The organism is Pelagirhabdus alkalitolerans (genome assembly GCF_900096905.1).
In the GTDB taxonomy this organism is placed as follows: domain Bacteria; phylum Bacillota; class Bacilli; order Bacillales; family Amphibacillaceae; genus Pelagirhabdus; species Pelagirhabdus alkalitolerans.
The window spans coordinates 27,167-42,785 of the sequence record NZ_FMYI01000012.1 but is presented as its reverse complement, the minus strand read 5'-3'; the positions used below and the strand labels follow the sequence as shown (position 1 = coordinate 42,785).

13 protein-coding genes are annotated in these 15,619 nt (G+C 36.4%); 3 read left to right on the top strand and 10 right to left on the bottom strand.

The features are described from left to right. Window positions 1–28: 28 nt before the first annotated feature. The 8 genes from BLR62_RS11570 to secA all read right to left on the bottom strand — a co-directional run bounded on the left by BLR62_RS11570 (window position 29) and on the right by secA (window position 10,934). Entirely contained in the window at window positions 29–1,204 is a 1,176-nt protein-coding gene (locus BLR62_RS11570; protein WP_090797117.1) for a PDZ domain-containing protein, read from the bottom strand. A gap of 191 nt (window positions 1,205–1,395) precedes the next feature. After that, window positions 1,396–2,874, bottom strand: a complete 1,479-nt coding sequence (locus BLR62_RS11565) for a S41 family peptidase (RefSeq protein WP_176759291.1) — start codon at window positions 2,872–2,874, stop codon at window positions 1,396–1,398. Window positions 2,875–2,987: 113 nt separating this feature from the next. After that, complete coding sequence (locus tag BLR62_RS11560; protein WP_176759290.1) at window positions 2,988–4,388, bottom strand: murein hydrolase activator EnvC family protein; 1,401 nt, start codon at window positions 4,386–4,388, stop codon at window positions 2,988–2,990. 69 nt (window positions 4,389–4,457) lie between these two features. Continuing rightward, window positions 4,458–5,351: a permease-like cell division protein FtsX gene (ftsX, locus tag BLR62_RS11555; RefSeq protein ID WP_090797112.1), complete on the bottom strand. Its 894-nt coding sequence runs from the start codon at window positions 5,349–5,351 to the stop codon at window positions 4,458–4,460. After that, window positions 5,341–6,027, bottom strand: a complete 687-nt coding sequence (gene ftsE, locus BLR62_RS11550; RefSeq protein ID WP_090797109.1) for a cell division ATP-binding protein FtsE — start codon at window positions 6,025–6,027, stop codon at window positions 5,341–5,343. Before ftsE ends, ftsX begins: the two co-directional genes overlap by 11 nt. A gap of 217 nt (window positions 6,028–6,244) precedes the next feature. Next, window positions 6,245–7,111: a YitT family protein gene (locus tag BLR62_RS11545; RefSeq protein WP_090797108.1), complete on the bottom strand. Its 867-nt coding sequence runs from the start codon at window positions 7,109–7,111 to the stop codon at window positions 6,245–6,247. A gap of 150 nt (window positions 7,112–7,261) precedes the next feature. Continuing rightward, window positions 7,262–8,363, bottom strand: a protein-coding gene (gene prfB / locus BLR62_RS11540; RefSeq protein ID WP_143008375.1) for a peptide chain release factor 2 whose coding sequence is annotated in 2 segments (ribosomal slippage) — window positions 7,262–8,290 and window positions 8,292–8,363 — 1,101 coding nt in all. Because the reading frame shifts where the segments join, the coding sequence is not laid out codon by codon here. Between the two features lie 63 nt (window positions 8,364–8,426). Next, on the bottom strand, window positions 8,427–10,934 hold the full coding sequence (gene secA / locus BLR62_RS11535) for a preprotein translocase subunit SecA (protein ID WP_090797103.1): 2,508 nt from the start codon (window positions 10,932–10,934) through the stop codon (window positions 8,427–8,429). 252 nt (window positions 10,935–11,186) lie between these two features. On the opposite strand from secA, the gene upp reads away from it, so the two are divergent. After that, window positions 11,187–11,819 carry a uracil phosphoribosyltransferase gene (gene upp / locus BLR62_RS11530; protein WP_090797101.1) on the top strand — a complete coding sequence of 211 codons (633 nt, stop codon included), beginning with the start codon at window positions 11,187–11,189 and terminating at the stop codon, window positions 11,817–11,819. Window positions 11,820–11,889: 70 nt separating this feature from the next. On the opposite strand, the gene BLR62_RS11525 is transcribed toward upp, so the two are convergent. Then, a complete protein-coding gene (locus BLR62_RS11525; protein ID WP_090797098.1) occupies window positions 11,890–12,498 on the bottom strand; it encodes a hypothetical protein in 609 nt (202 codons plus the stop codon). Window positions 12,499–12,677: 179 nt separating this feature from the next. On the opposite strand from BLR62_RS11525, the gene BLR62_RS11520 reads away from it, so the two are divergent. After that, entirely contained in the window at window positions 12,678–13,850 is a 1,173-nt protein-coding gene (locus BLR62_RS11520) for an ROK family transcriptional regulator (RefSeq protein ID WP_090797095.1), read from the top strand. 50 nt (window positions 13,851–13,900) lie between these two features. Here the strand turns inward: BLR62_RS11520 and hpf are convergent, their stop codons facing one another. After that, window positions 13,901–14,464, bottom strand: coding sequence for a ribosome hibernation-promoting factor, HPF/YfiA family (hpf, locus tag BLR62_RS11515; RefSeq protein WP_090797093.1), 564 nt, complete (start codon window positions 14,462–14,464; stop codon window positions 13,901–13,903). A gap of 178 nt (window positions 14,465–14,642) precedes the next feature. Here hpf and BLR62_RS11510 point away from each other — a divergent pair, with 178 nt between their 5' ends. Continuing rightward, entirely contained in the window at window positions 14,643–15,551 is a 909-nt protein-coding gene (locus BLR62_RS11510) for a transporter substrate-binding domain-containing protein (RefSeq protein WP_090797090.1), read from the top strand. The last annotated feature ends 68 nt before the right edge of the window (window positions 15,552–15,619 follow it).

Sequence of the window (15,619 nt, the reverse complement as noted above, 5' to 3'; positions counted from 1 at the left end):
ATAATCGCACCTTTTGTCGTATTTCAAATCAGCCTACTCGTTCATCATGGCTAACGGAGAAAATAACACCTAGTTCATGATGTTCATTTTGATAAAGCGCTCTTTGAACAAACCGAACCTCTCCACGTTCGTCTAGCACATCTAATTTGCAAAATGCACGGTTTTCTTGTAAAGCTTGATAAAAGTCATTTACACCTGACACAGCTAACCCATTCACTTTTGTGATCCGGTCACCTACTCCTAATCCCATATCCACAGCAGGTGATTCGGGCAATACTGCCAAAACTTTAATACCGTTATTAATCGGATTGAAAAATGGTTCCCCTTGACTGTCTTGTCGTCTAAATCGGTACGTGATCCACTCCCGACCAATTAAGGCGACAGCGACACCCATAATAACTGCAATCTCTACAAAATAACCTACTAAGCTAATAGCTACTACAACTAAACCTAGTAGCAGTAAATAGTGACTCATTCGTTTCATCATCTTTTGGGGAAGAGCGCTTTTGAAAACATGCTCAATGCCTATTATAAACGGGAATATAATTAAGCCAAATTGTTCACCTTGCCATTCAAGAACTGGCCACCAATCGATGTTTAATTCAAGACCACCTATAGGCCAAATCATAAGTGTTGGAATGATCATAATCTTTTTAAAACGATGTTGTCCGATTGTTTTCCCTCTAGGGCTTTTAAATAATTCAGGGAAAGTCTGATCCTGAATGATTCGCCCACTAATAAATGCTTCAAAGATTAAAAACAAGCCCATAATCACCGTAAAGCTAACCCACGATAAGGTTGAAATTTCGACTTGTAAAAATGTTGGTAACCATGACTCATATAAAGGTAAAAATAACAAAATAATAGCTGTAATTCCAAATGTATAAGCTGTTGAGAGCCATGTGAATCGTCTCGATATTGATAACAAAATAGTAACGATCACTAAGCCTATTAACATAAGTGGCTCGAGTACAACACCAAGAAGTAACAATAGGAGCGATAATATGAGACCAAAAACCATACTCTTTCTCCGATACCCATACACTTCATCCAGAATCGGGAAAATTTTCTGTCCGAATTGTCGACGTTCATATTTAATACGACTTGTTGAAGCAAGAAGCGCAATGATTAAAAACCAATAAAGTAAAGGGTTTGCCAAAAAACGCATAAATGCCTTTGCAATCTCCACTAACCATAATTCCATTTCTTACCCTCCGTCATCTCACATACTATGTAAAAGCTGTTGCATTTAAGTTCCTTTTTTTACTATAGCATAGATTAATGACAAATCGTGACTTTCATCAAATTTTTATAAAAAAAGCTTTTTTATCACTATTTTCAACAAAAATAAAGAGCTAAAAGGCATACACATCTGTGTAACCTTTTAGCTCCTCTTTAATCAAATAATGACTCTTTTGCGGCTTCTCGTTGCAGGTCATCTTGATTCGCTTGCATTTGTTCAATGATTTGCGTCTGTAATACTTCAGCTGTGTCTTGGTTAAGTTCACCGGTGACATCAATTTCATTTTCAGATTGAAATGCTTCCAATGCTTCAACAGTTGAACCATCAAAATAACCGTCTTGGCGATCAACTGAATAACCTAATCCGTCTAACATAATCTGAGCAAATTCAATTTGCTCATTATTATCATCAAATGAAAGTGTTTCTTCTAATTGAATAGGATTCACGTAATAATAATCAGGTTGATCGACTTCAATGGTAGGTTCTACACCGACTTCATGGATAGAATTCCCTTCGGGAGAAAGCCAATCTAGAATCGTAATTTTTATGGAACTACCGTCTCCCATGGGCACAGTTTGTTGAACAGTTCCTTTTCCAAAGCTGTTTTTCCCAACAATTTCTGCATCAATGGCTTCGTTCAAGGCAATTGCCAATATTTCAGAAGCGGAGGCACTTCCTTCATCAATTAAAACAGAAACTGGATAATCTTTTTCTTCCTCAAGATCAGAGTAATAAGGTTCAGCATTCCCTTCTCCATCTTCAATTTGCATATAGGGTTGATCACTCGTAATAAATAATTTTAAAATATCTTCAATAACCGGCAGTAAACCACCAGGATTATTACGTACATCAATGATCAAACCATCAATATCATCTGACTCTAGTGATTCTAACTCCTCTTGGAAACGACTCCCTGTTTGTTCTGCGAATGATGTGATTTGAATCATGCCGACTGTTTGTCCGTTAACTTCTTCTGTTTCAGCATAAACAGTTTCTAACGGAATAGTATCACGTGTAATTTCAAACTCTAATAAATCAGACACACCTGCACGTTCAATCTCTATTACAACCTCTGTGCCTTTTTCACCACGAATTTTAGATACCGCTTCTGTTAAATCAAGTCCTTCAATACTCTCACCATCAATTGTAATGACTTGATCATTCGGTCTAAGTCCTACACTTTCTGCTGGTGAGTCTTGAATTGGTGAAATAATCGTCACTTTTCCATCAACCATACTGACTTCAGCACCAATACCTTCAAATGACGATTCTATTTGTTCATCAAATTGTGCCATCGTATCTTCATCCATATACTCACTATACGGATCCCCTAATGTATTTAACATCCCGCGAACAGCACCTTCAATTAATGCCTCTTGTTCAATATCTTCAATGTAGTTTTCCTGAATAATATTAAAAGCTTGAACAACTTTTGGTAGTGACACCGCTTCTGTTATATCATCTAGCATTGCCTCATATTCTTCTTGTGACATATCACCATCTACCGGTTCTTGTGTAGTTTGATTAAGTGACCCATCTGTTACAACACTCACAGTAACTAAAGTACTAATTCCACCGAGTAAAAGGGCTGTCATAAAGAGTATGATTAAAACGCTTTTTTTAATATGCAACTAGCTCCACCTCACAAATAAACTTTATTTCTATAGTGTATCACAAAAAGTTAACAAAAAGGCACTGCAACACATGTGCAATGCCTTAATTCATTTAATCAATTAATACTATTCTATGGCAAGTACGGGATTGGATCTATTCCACCTCTGTGAGACCATTGTCCTTCATGAATTTCAAAGTGCAAATGCGGACCTGTTGATTGTCCAGTGCTTCCCATTGTAGCAATTTGTTGACCCTGATTCACATTTGAACCTAAACTAACGCCCATGGTATGTAAGTGCGCATATACGGTTGATTTATTCAGTTCAGGATGATAAATATAAATAACATTTCCGTATGAAGGTGAATAATTGGCACGAGTTACAACACCAGAAGCTGATGCGTATATCGGTGTACCAGTAGGGTTTGACAAATCAATCCCATAATGGAATGATTCTTCATTAGAAATCGGGTGAATTCTAGGACCATAATAGGATCTTTCAGTGAGTAATGATCCTTCGGAAGGCCAAATGAACGTACCATCTCCTCCACCATTACTAGGTGGACTTGATGGACCTGCATTACTATCTCCACTTCCATTTTGATTTTCTTCATCTGCTAACTGTTCAGCTTGTCTTTGCTCTTCTTCTTCAATCATTTGAGCTATGATGCGTTCTTGGTCTTGTAATGTCTGCTTCTCTTCTTCCATAGACATCGTTAATTCTTCCAATTCTTCATGCTCATCTTCTAAGACAACCATTAAATCTGATTGTTCATCACGCTGTTCGTTTAATTGAGCATGTAAATTTGACAATTCTTGTTCTTGTGCAACTAAAGTTGCTCGTTGATTTTCAAGTTCTTGTTGGTCATCATCTAATTTTTGCTTGTCTGCAACCAACTGTTCTTTTTTACCTTCTACTGACGCACGCTTATCTTCTAGTTCAATTCTATCTTTCTCTTGAGCGTCCAAGATACTTCGGTCTGATTCCATTATACGAGTAACAGCTGAAATACGATTAACGAAATCACCAAAGCTTTGTGAGCCAAATAAAACTTCTAAGTAGTTGATATTACCACCATTATGCTGCATTGATCGCAAACGTTCTTTAATCAATTCATCACGTTCTTCTATACGATCCATTAAGTAATCAATATCATCATTAAGTTCTTCAATTTCATTTTCTGTTTCATCGATCTCCTCTTCAGTTTCTGAAATTGAAAGCTCAATTCGTGATATTTCTTCTGTTGTTAAATTAATCTCATTCTCTTTTTCTTCTAAACTATCCTCTGTTATTTCTAAATCTTCATCGATATCTTCAATTTTACTTTCAACTTCGCGTTGTCGTTCTTCATTCTCAGCAATTTTCTCTTCAGCATCACTAGCGTCTTCGTTAATGCTTTCTCTCTCTTCTTCCAAAGCGTTAAGTTCAGCTTCTAATTCATCAATGCTTTGCGCATGAGTCGAGTTTGAAAAAGCGAAAAACGAAGCGAAAACGATTAGAACAATTAATATGTATTTATTTTTATTGATCATCATTACTCCTCCATTTTAGCTTAATATATTTTTATTATGTAAGAGAGTAAGTCTCTTAAAATAAGAGACTTACACCTTAAGGAACTTACGGACACTCATGACGCTTCCCCATATACCAATACCAGCACCAATTGCTAATATAATCGCTGCTAATTGGAAAATGAACGGGTAGAATGGCAATATTTGAATAAACTCAAATTGATTAACTGCCGCAGCATTCTGATCTAAATAATAATACCCAACCGTCAGTATACTGATTGGAACAATACTACCTAAAACACCCAGTAGTAACCCTTCCACAAAGAATGGCCAACGTATAAACCAATTCGTCGCACCGACAAGTTTCATAATTTCAATTTCACGTCTTCTTGCCATAATCGTAATTTTAATCGTATTTGAGATTAAAAATATTGCTGTAAACAAGAGGGCAACGATTAAAACGAGCCCGATATTTCTAGCGTAGTTGTTAAAAGTAAATAGGTTTTGCACGACATCTTGTCCATAATTGACACGTTCTACTGAATCCATTTGCTCAATTTCTTCTGCAATTTCAATAGTATCTTGCGGTTCATTTGCCCGCACAACATAAGCATCATTCAATGGATTATCTTCATCTTGAAGCCCCCAAGAATCTCCTTGCTCTCCCATACTTGAAATAAGACCCTCTAACTCTTCATCACGTGATGAGAATTCTACACTTTCAATATTATTTAACGCGTTTAACTCATCACCAAGTGCTTCTGTCTCATCTTCATCAGCCGTTAAATCAACTAGGACTTTCATTTGAACATCTTCTTCTAATGCATCGGCAACATGATTCAAATTAAACATAAGAACTAAAAATGTCGCAACGAGTAAAAGTGTCGTCGTAACAGCTGCAACTGAAGCAAGTGTCATCCAATTGTTTCGCCATGTATTTTTTAAACCTTCTCTGAAGTGACGCTTAAATGTTCTAATCTTCATATCCATAATCACCTCTATGCTGATCACGTACAACTAATCCACCTTCAACGGCAATCACTCGACGTTTGATCGTATTCACGATGTCTTTACTATGTGTTGCCATGATTATGGTCGTTCCTGTTGCGTTAATCTCTTCTAATATTTTCATAATTTCCCAAGATGTATCGGGATCTAGATTACCTGTTGGTTCATCAGCAATTAACAACTTCGGATAGTTGGCAATCGCACGAGCAATCGCAACACGTTGTTGTTCACCACCTGATAATTCATCTGGAATAAAACGTGCTTTATTCTTAAGTCCAACTTGATCTAACACTTCCATCACGCGTTTTCTAATCTGACGAGGGGATTCTTCTACGACCTCAAGTGCAAATGCAACATTTTCATAGACTGTCATTTTAGGAAGTAATTTGAAATCTTGGTAAACAACGCCTATTTCACGTCTTAAATGAGGAACGTCTTTCCATTTCATTGTTGATAAATCACGATTGTTAATATAAATGTCCCCAGAAGAAGCCATCTCTTCTCGGAATATTAATTTGATAAATGTCGACTTACCAGCACCACTTTGACCAACTAAATAAACAAATTCTCCGGAATCGATATGTATATCAATACCATTTAGAGCTGTTACACCATTTGGATATGTCTTTTTGACATTTTTTAATTCTATCATAAACTCAATCACCTTTGATTTAATTATAGTAATTATCTTTTGAAACAAACGCTTCGTCTGCTCAATCTATTACATTATAACATCTAAATCGACTTTTTTTGTTATTATTTTTATTACAATTTCATTTCAAAACTGCTTAACCTCAAGTTTCAACACTATTTATAGTACTTATGACTCTATCAAGATAGGAAAATCGAAGGGATAAAAAAAGAAAGATTTAGCTTCTGCTAAATCCTTCTCCTATGACTTCACTTGCATTCATGACAACGATGAATGCACTTGGATCAATTCCTTTTATGATCTGGGTCGTTCGACTAAATTCATGTTGATTAACAACACACATGACCATTTTTCTATTTTCTTTTGTATATCCACCTTCAGCATGCCAAACTGTTACACCACGATCAACCGTATGTAACAAAGCTTTTCTAACAGAGTCTACTTCATCTGTAATGACCATAATATTTTTAGATGAATTCAAACCAACTTGAACGAGGTCAATCGTTCGACTCGTAATGAATAGAGCAATAAGTGCATACAAACCTTGTTCGACTGAAAAGACAAACGTCGCTGTCAAAACGATTAACCCATCGAACAACGCAATACAAATACCGAATGGAAGTGGTACATATTTATGAAATATTTGTGCAGCTAAATCAACACCGCCTGTTGAACCTTTACCTCTAAATACAATACCGATTCCGAGCCCACAAGCCATACCACCGAAGATCGCTCCTAATAATGGATCTGGTGTTGCAGGGTTCCAAGTGCTGGTTAATGATACGAAAAGGGGAACTGCGATCGTCCCTACAAACGTCTTCATGCCAAAATTCTTACCAAGAATCCATGTCCCTAAACCAAACAGTGGTATATTGATTCCCCATTGCACAAGAGAAGGTTGCCAATCAAATAAAGCACGTAGAATCGTACTAATACCTGCAACACCACCTGAAGCAATATCGTTAGGTAGTAAAAATAAATTAAATCCAATCGCTATAAAAAACGATCCAATTATAACTAAACTATATTCAATTAGTAATAACCACTCAGACGAGATACCTTGACGTCTATATTTTGCAATCATACTTAACACCTCTATTTCTTTTACTCAACCTTAAGGAGTATATCACGTCTCAACTCTTGCGACAACTGGTTTTATCGCTCTATCACGATGTAGGAAATCATTAAAAAACGTCGATCATTATTTAATAATCGACGTTTTTTAGCTTCTATATTAATCCATTTGTTGTCTTAGATAAGCATCAATAAATGGATCAAGTTCCCCGTCCATAACGGCTTGTGTATTACCGACTTCAACGTTCGTTCTGTGGTCTTTGATCATTGAGTAGGGATGGAACACATAAGAACGAATCTGCGACCCCCATCCAATCTCCTTCTGATCACCTTTAATCTCATTTAGCTCGGCTTGTTGCTTTTCAACCTCAAGTTGATAAAGTTTACCTTTTAATAGCTTCATTGCTTGTTCTCTATTTTTTATTTGAGAACGTTCTGACTGACACGTCACAATTGTATTGGTTGGTGTGTGTGTAATACGAACAGCAGAATCTGTTGTATTGACGTGTTGTCCCCCTGCACCACTTGCACGATACGTATCAATTTTTAAGTCCTCAGTGTTTATATCGATATCAATATCATCATCGAGCTCCGGCATCACATCACATGATGCAAAAGATGTATGTCTACGTCCTGATGAATCAAATGGCGAAATACGTACAAGGCGGTGAACACCTTTTTCAGCTTTTAAATACCCGTATGCATTATGGCCTTTAATTAATAACGTCACACTTTTCACGCCTGCTTCATCGCCAGGTAAGTAATCCAGCGTTTCGACACTAAATCCTTTTGACTCAGCCCATCGATTATACATTCTCAGTAACATACTGGCCCAATCCTGTGATTCTGTACCACCCGCACCTGGATGTAACTCTAGGATTGCATTATTTTTATCATACGGTTCATTTAACAGCATAAATAACTCAAATTCATTCAAATCTTTTGCTAATTGTTTAATTTCTTCCTCTAGATCTTGATAAAGTTCAGCATCATCTTCCTCTTTTACGAGTTCATAACTAACTTCTAAATTCTCAAGTGTCTCTGAATGTTTATCATACGTATGAACCAAATCTTTCAATCCGTTAACTTCACCTATCACTTTTTGCGCATAGGTTTGATCATCCCAAAAACTAGGATCGGTCATTTCATTTTCGAGTTCAGCAATCCGTGTTCGCTTCTCTTCTAAGTCAAAGAGACCCCCTAAATTCCGCTAGGCGGTTAGTCATCTTATCAATTTCATGCTTCATTTCATTTAATTCCATATCGTCACCTCACTAATAAATTGAAAGGACATCCTTTTTTAGGATGCCCAGTGTTTGAATGTGTTATTTTCCATGGCAATGTTTATATTTCTTACCACTTCCACACGGACATGGATCATTTCTTCCGATATTGTCTGCCTTTTTAAATGGTGTTTTCTTCTTCTGTTTTTTACCTTCATCACCTGAAACAGCCGTCGCATTTTTTGCTACTTCTTGACGTTTCAAGTTATCTCGAACTTGCGCTTTCATGACATAGCGTGATGCATCTTCATTAATGGCTTGAACCATCGCTTCAAACATCGCAAAACCTTCCATTTGATATTCACGTAACGGATCATTTTGCGCATATGCACGTAAATGAATCCCTTGGCGTAATTGATCCATTTGATCGATATGGTCCATCCATTTCGTATCAACGATCTTTAATAGGATGACTTTTTCAAATTCGCGCATTTGTTCAGAGCCCATATCTTCTTCTTTGGCATCATATTTTTCAACAACTTTAGCCATGATCGCTTCAATCATCTTATCTGGTGATTGATTTTCAATGTCTGTTTTGGTGATGTAGTTCGACTCAACGAGATTCGAATGAACATATTCAATGATCGCATCTAGATCCCAATTAGCATCGTCATCATCTTGTGTATGCGTATAGACCACATCTTGAACAACTGTCTCAATCATATTCATGACAATATCTCGTAAGTTATCAGAATCAATCACATCAAATCGTTGTTTATAAATAATTTCACGCTGTTCTCTTAAGACATCATCATAAGCTAGAATATTCTTACGTGCATCAAAGTTGTTACCTTCAACACGGCGTTGGGCTGATTCTACCGCTTTTGAAATCATTTTACTTTCAATAGGTTGTGTATCATCCATTTTGAAACGTTCCATCATGGCCTTCATATTGTCAGAACCGAAACGTCTCATTAACTCATCTTCCATTGATAAATAGAATTGTGTAAGACCAGGATCACCTTGACGACCGGAACGTCCTCTTAATTGGTTGTCAATTCGACGCGATTCATGTCGTTCGGTACCGATCACGGCCAAACCACCTAATTCCTTAACGCCATCACCAAGTTTAATATCTGTACCACGGCCTGCCATGTTTGTCGCAATGGTGACCGATCCACGTTCACCTGCGTTTTCGATGATCTCCGCTTCACGGTAGTGATTTTTAGCATTTAACACGTTATGTTTAACGCCTGCTTTTTTAAGGTAATTTGAAATCACTTCAGATGTTTCAACAGCTACCGTACCGACTAATACCGGCTGACCTTTCTCATAACGAGATTTAATATCTGCTACAACTGCTTTAAACTTACCGTCCATTGTTTTAAAAATAAGATCAGACTTATCTTCACGAATAATTGGTTTATTCGTTGGAACAGCAACAACATCCATATTGTATATATTTCTAAATTCCTCTTGCTCTGTTTTCGCTGTTCCTGTCATACCTGCTAACTTATCATACATTCTGAACAAGTTTTGGAACGTAATAGAAGCAAGTGTCATGCTTTCGTTTTGAATATGCAAACCTTCTTTGGCCTCAATCGCTTGATGGAGTCCATCACTATAACGTCTACCTTTCATTAGACGACCGGTAAACTGATCAACAATGACAACTTCGCCTTCTTCAATCACATAATCTGTATCACGGTGCATAGAAGCGTGTGCTTTGAGTGCTTGATTAATATGATGCGTTAGTGTGACATGATTTAAATCAAATAAGTTTTTAATATTAAAAAAGTTTTCAGCTTTAGTAATCCCTTCTTCTGTTAATTGAACCCCTTTTGTTTTTTCATCAAATGAATAATCAACTTCTCTCACTAACGTACGAACAAAAGCATTTGCTTGTTGATATAACGTCGCTGATTTGCGCGCTGAACCTGAAATGATTAGAGGTGTCCTCGCTTCATCAATTAAAATCGAGTCTACCTCATCAATAATCGCAAAGTTCAGTGGACGCTGTACCATCTGTTCTTTATATAGAACCATGTTGTCACGCAAGTAGTCAAAACCAAATTCATTATTCGTTCCGTACGTAATATCAGCATAATAAGCTTCTCTTTTTTGTTCCTTTGTTAAACTGTTAACATTCAATCCAACAGTCAGTCCTAAAAACTCATATAATACGCCCATATCCTTCGCGTCACGATCTGCTAAGTATTCGTTAACTGTAATAATATGAACACCTTTACCAGCTATCGCATTTAAATAAGCAGGCATAGTCGATGCAAGTGTTTTACCTTCACCCGTTTTCATTTCTGCAATGTCACCACGATGGAGAACAATCGCTCCCATCAGCTGAACTTGAAATGGACGCATATTAAGAACACGCTTGGACGCTTCACGGATGACCGCGTAAGCTTCTACCATTAAATCATCTAGGGTTTCACCGTTTTTAAAACGTTCTTTAAATTCTTCCGTTTTGTCTTTTAAATCAGTATCAGACAATTGCTCATAATCCGGTTCTAATGCTTCAATTTGATCAACAATTTGTTGTACTTCTTTTAGTTGACGTTGATTTCCGTCAAATAACTTCTTTAACATTCGACGCATAATTTACGCTCCTCTATTTCATTTAAAGTGATGCCTTTATTATTCTGTTTCTCACTATTCCAAATTATATCATAACACTGGGGTTTTCTTAAAACAAGAATCATAAAATGTGATGGTTGGGTATTCGTTTGTTGTCATTTATGTTAATACAGTTCCTATACAAATATAAGAATAACAGAAGCGATTTTCTCTTGTTATTTTTCGAATCCTCCTGTACTATATACAATTAGTAAAAAGAAGGAGAGATCACTAATGACAAAAAAAGTGCATGTTTTTAATCATCCATTAATTCAACACAAACTCGGAATTGTCCGTGATAAAAACACAGGTCCTAAAGAATTTAGAGAACTCGTTGAAGAAATCTCTAAACTGATGGCTTATGAAATCACTCTACACTTACCTTTATCTGACGTTGAAATTGAAACACCTGTTACGAATACAAGCGTTAAACGTCTCAGTGGGAAAAAATTAGGGATTGTACCGATCATGCGTGCCGGTCTTGGTATGGTTGATGGTATTTTAAGCTTGATTCCCGTTGCAAAGGTAGGGCACATTGGTCTTTATCGTGATCCTGAAACGCTTGAACCTGTTGAATATTATGCAAAGTTACCTGAGGATATCGGTGAAAGAGAGTTAATCGTTGTCGATCCAATGTTAGCAACTGGCGGATCCGCTTCTGCAGCCATTAGTGCGATTAAAAAGCGCGGTGCAAAAAATATTAAGTTTTTATGTTTAATTGCTGTTCAAGAAGGCATTGATAAAATTCATGAGGATCACCCAGAAGTTCCAATCTACACAGGGGCACTTGATCCTGGTTTAAATGAGAAAAGTTATATTACACCTGGTTTTGGTGATGCAGGCGATCGCCTTTATGGCACAAAATAATAATTATAAGAAACCGTGCAATCATTATGATTACACGGTTTCTTTTTGATCATATAAACTTTTAATAATCTTAGTTAATGGACTTAATAAATTCTGCCGTTTCTTCTTTGTTATGCCCTGAACCGGGAACGAATAAATAATGATTTGATAATCCTTCTGACGCATCAAAAATATCGAATTCATTCACTCTTAACCCGTACACCTCATCATTAACATCATATGTGTCTCGACTCTCCACGTTAATCGATTCAAGGTGTAATACTTCATTCAATGGTATAAATGCATCACGATCAAAAAGATGTTCAGCAAATGATTCATTCGCTACAATCATATCAATTTGCCCGACAGCCAAACGAATTGTAAATCGTTCATAAAATTGCGGATTTGCGGTATCATCAAACTCTCCTTCATGATATGAATGATCCATTACAATACCGTAATCATTCGTTTCATGACTTTCAAGTGCTTCTGTTATGTCATTTACCTCTTCCATAGACGAGTCACTAACAACATATAACCCTACTTGTGTACTCTCTGTAAAAAACAACCAGTTAATAACTAAAGCAGACATAATAAAAAAAATAATGATAAAGAAAAAATGTATTTTGTAATATTCCCATAAATAATCGATACGTTCTCTGTTTGTCATTCCTTTTAGTGTATCCCTTAACTTAACCATGTTTCACCTCATCTAGCATTTAACTCACATATTCATAGCTTATCATTAAATATTAAGTTGGTAAATAAATTGGAATCAAACTTTGTTTAATTTACAAACAAAGTTTATAGAATTAACGTTTTCAATATGTTAAAGTAGACTTAATTAAATTATGCAGAGAGAGTGAGTGGACAAGATCAATGAAACGGACTTGGAATCAACATGTTGTCAAACAAGAAAATAAAACATTAGTTTTATCAACGATAATTAATCAAACACCCATTTCACGAGCAAGTGTTGCCCAATTAACAGGGTTAAATAAAGGAACAGTTTCCTCGCTTGTCAGCGAACTTATAAATGAAGAATTAGTTGAAGAGTCGGGACCTGGAGAATCTAGTGGTGGTAGGCGTCCGGTTATGCTTTTGTTTAATGGAAAATCTGGCTATTCAATTAGCATAGATTTAGGCGTTGGTTACATATTAGGAGCATTAACTGATTTAAATGGTGATATTCTTGAACAGGAAACGATCCAAACACATGCTAATGACTTTGACACCGTTTACCCTACTTTAATAAAACTAATTGAACGATTGAACAATCGATCGCCTAAAAGTCGATACGGTTTAATTGGTATTGGTGTTGGCGTACCTGCTGTTGTCGGACATGATGGTGAAATTTTATTAGCTCCCAATTTAAAATGGAAAAAAATTCAGCTTAAATCAAAACTTGAAACAGAATTTAGCTGTCCTGTTTTTGTAGAAAATGAAGCCAATGCTGGTGCTTATGGTGAAATGCGTTATGGTGGAAAACATGTAAAAAGGGATATGATCTATGCCAGTATAGGCATTGGAATCGGTGTTGGTATGATTCTCGATTCTCAATTATACAGCGGTTTAAATGGGTTTGCTGGTGAAGTCGGTCATATGACCGTTGAAAAAGATGGACGACCTTGTCAATGCGGTAATCTTGGATGCTGGGAGCGCTATGCCTCACTTCAAGCATTAATTGATGAAGCGATCAAACGAGATATGATAGCTGAAAATGAAGAAGCGCCCTTAAAACAGTTGATGTCGCAAGCAAAGGAAGATAATCAATCAGTTATTGATTTGTTTGAAGAAATTGGAACATATATTGGTATCGGGTTAACAAATTGTATTAACATTTTTAACCCAGAATATGTTGTCATTGGAAATCAGCTTAGTGAAGCTGAAGAAATGCTTTACCCTTCTATACTTCGATATATTAAAGAACATGCGATTGGTTTCCATCAACGTGACTTGTCAATTGAGCGCGCAAAGCTAGGCTCTCATTCTACGGTATCTGGTATGGCAGCCTTTACCATCGAAGCATTCCTGTTAAATAGAGAAAATTAATAAAAGCTGTTGAGTTATAAAAACTCAACAGCTTTTTTTATCGATTACTTTTAGTTAGGCTCAATTAAGCCATATTTGCCATCGTGACGACGATAGACAACGTTTGTATCACCGGTTTCCGCATTTGTAAACACGTAAAACGAGTGACCTAACATATCCATTTGTAGGATCGCTTCTTCTGAATCCATTGGTTTTAAGTCAAATCGTTTAGTACGAACAACTTCTAAACCATTATCATCTTCTTGCTCTTGTTCAGCTTCACCCTCTAACAAATCTTTTTCCATCTCTGCAAAGATATGTTTTGGTGCGCCTTTCTGGCGATTCTTTCGATTGATTTTTGTTTTATATTTTCTAATTTGACGTTCTAATTTATCAACTACTAAATCAATAGCAGCGTATAAATCAGTGTGGTTCTCCTCTGCCCGAAGTAAAAGATTCGGCATCGGGATGGTCACTTCAATTTCTTGTTCATCATTATAGACACTTAAATTAACGTTTACATCTGATGTAGGAGGTGTTTCGAAGTAGCGCTCTAACTTGCTAACCTTCTTTTCAATGTAGCTTTTTATCGCTCCAGTCACCTCAAGGTTCTCTCCACGTATGTTGTATTTCATAAAAGTGTCCTCCTTTCTATATCTATAATTCTGTATTACCCTATAAAAATCCTGTATAAACCAACAAAATATAATTGTTTTTTGTTTAATCAATTGACGGACTATAAAATTCATGCTATCCTAATGCATATTATTCTGATTAATAAAGTCAGGATTAAATTAGGGGGAGGAAATTAACATGAAAAAATGGCTATCTTTATTTTTATTTATGAGTATTCTATTAATTGGTGTCATTGGGTGCACACTAGATAATGATGAATCACCTGCTGATACTGATGCAGATACAGATCAAACAGAGGAAACAGAAGATGAAACAATCGAAGATGAAAGTACAGATTCCTCATGGAGCGATATTGAGGAAGAAGGAACACTCGTTGTCGGAACATCTGGTACGTATTCACCTGTCACTTACTTTAATGATGAGAACGAATTAACAGGTTTCGATGTAGAACTTGTACGTGAAATTGCTGATTATTTAGATTTAGAAGTTGAATTTGAAACAATGGATTTTGATGGGATTTTACCAGCGCTAAGAAACGGACAAATTGATTTAGCTGTTAATGATTTCGCTATTACTGAAGAACGTCTAGAGACATTTACTTTTACTGATCCATATAAATTCTCATACGGCTCAATTATCGTACGTGAAGACGATGTTGATCAATTTGACGATGCATATGATCTTGAAGATGTTCCTGTTGCACTTGGATCACTTACAAGTAATTATGCTCGTTTCAGTGAATATGTCGGAGCAGATGGTGTAGCATACGATGGTGGAACAGAAGCTATTCTGCGTGATATTTTAAACGGTAATCAAGATGCTTACTTGAATGACCGTTTAGTTCTTGCTCAAATTATCGAAGATTTCGGTGATGATAACTTAGTTGTTGCTGATCAAGTTAAATATCACCCAACAACAAGTGCTATTCCTGTTTTAAAAGGAAATGACGCACTAGCTGAACAACTGTCAGTTGCGATTAACGCTTTACGTGAAGATGGTACAGTAGCCGAGCTATCTGAAGAATTTCTAGGTGCCGATGCATCTGAACCGATTGATTCAGACGATGTTGTTGAATTTGATTTTTAAATAGTCAATAAAATAAAGGTGTTTCAATGTAATATACATTGATCACCTTTTATTTTACGCATGAAAGA

Excerpts from the sequence above, each read along its gene's own strand:
- secA (WP_090797103.1), bottom strand. The coding sequence starts at position 10,934 with ATGCGTCGAATGTTAAAGAAGTTATTTGACGGAAATCAACGTCAACTA.
- BLR62_RS11570 (WP_090797117.1), bottom strand. The coding sequence starts at position 1,204 with ATGGAATTATGGTTAGTGGAGATTGCAAAGGCATTTATGCGTTTTTTG.
- BLR62_RS11545 (WP_090797108.1), bottom strand. The coding sequence starts at position 7,111 with ATGATTGCAAAATATAGACGTCAAGGTATCTCGTCTGAGTGGTTATTA.
- BLR62_RS11525 (WP_090797098.1), bottom strand. The coding sequence starts at position 12,498 with ATGGTTAAGTTAAGGGATACACTAAAAGGAATGACAAACAGAGAACGT.
- BLR62_RS11560 (WP_176759290.1), bottom strand. The coding sequence starts at position 4,388 with ATGATCAATAAAAATAAATACATATTAATTGTTCTAATCGTTTTCGCT.
- ftsE (WP_090797109.1), bottom strand. The coding sequence starts at position 6,027 with ATGATAGAATTAAAAAATGTCAAAAAGACATATCCAAATGGTGTAACA.
- upp (WP_090797101.1), top strand. The coding sequence starts at position 11,187 with ATGACAAAAAAAGTGCATGTTTTTAATCATCCATTAATTCAACACAAA.
- BLR62_RS11510 (WP_090797090.1), top strand. The coding sequence starts at position 14,643 with ATGAAAAAATGGCTATCTTTATTTTTATTTATGAGTATTCTATTAATT.
- ftsX (WP_090797112.1), bottom strand. The coding sequence starts at position 5,351 with ATGAAGATTAGAACATTTAAGCGTCACTTCAGAGAAGGTTTAAAAAAT.
- BLR62_RS11520 (WP_090797095.1), top strand. The coding sequence starts at position 12,678 with ATGAAACGGACTTGGAATCAACATGTTGTCAAACAAGAAAATAAAACA.
- hpf (WP_090797093.1), bottom strand. The coding sequence starts at position 14,464 with ATGAAATACAACATACGTGGAGAGAACCTTGAGGTGACTGGAGCGATA.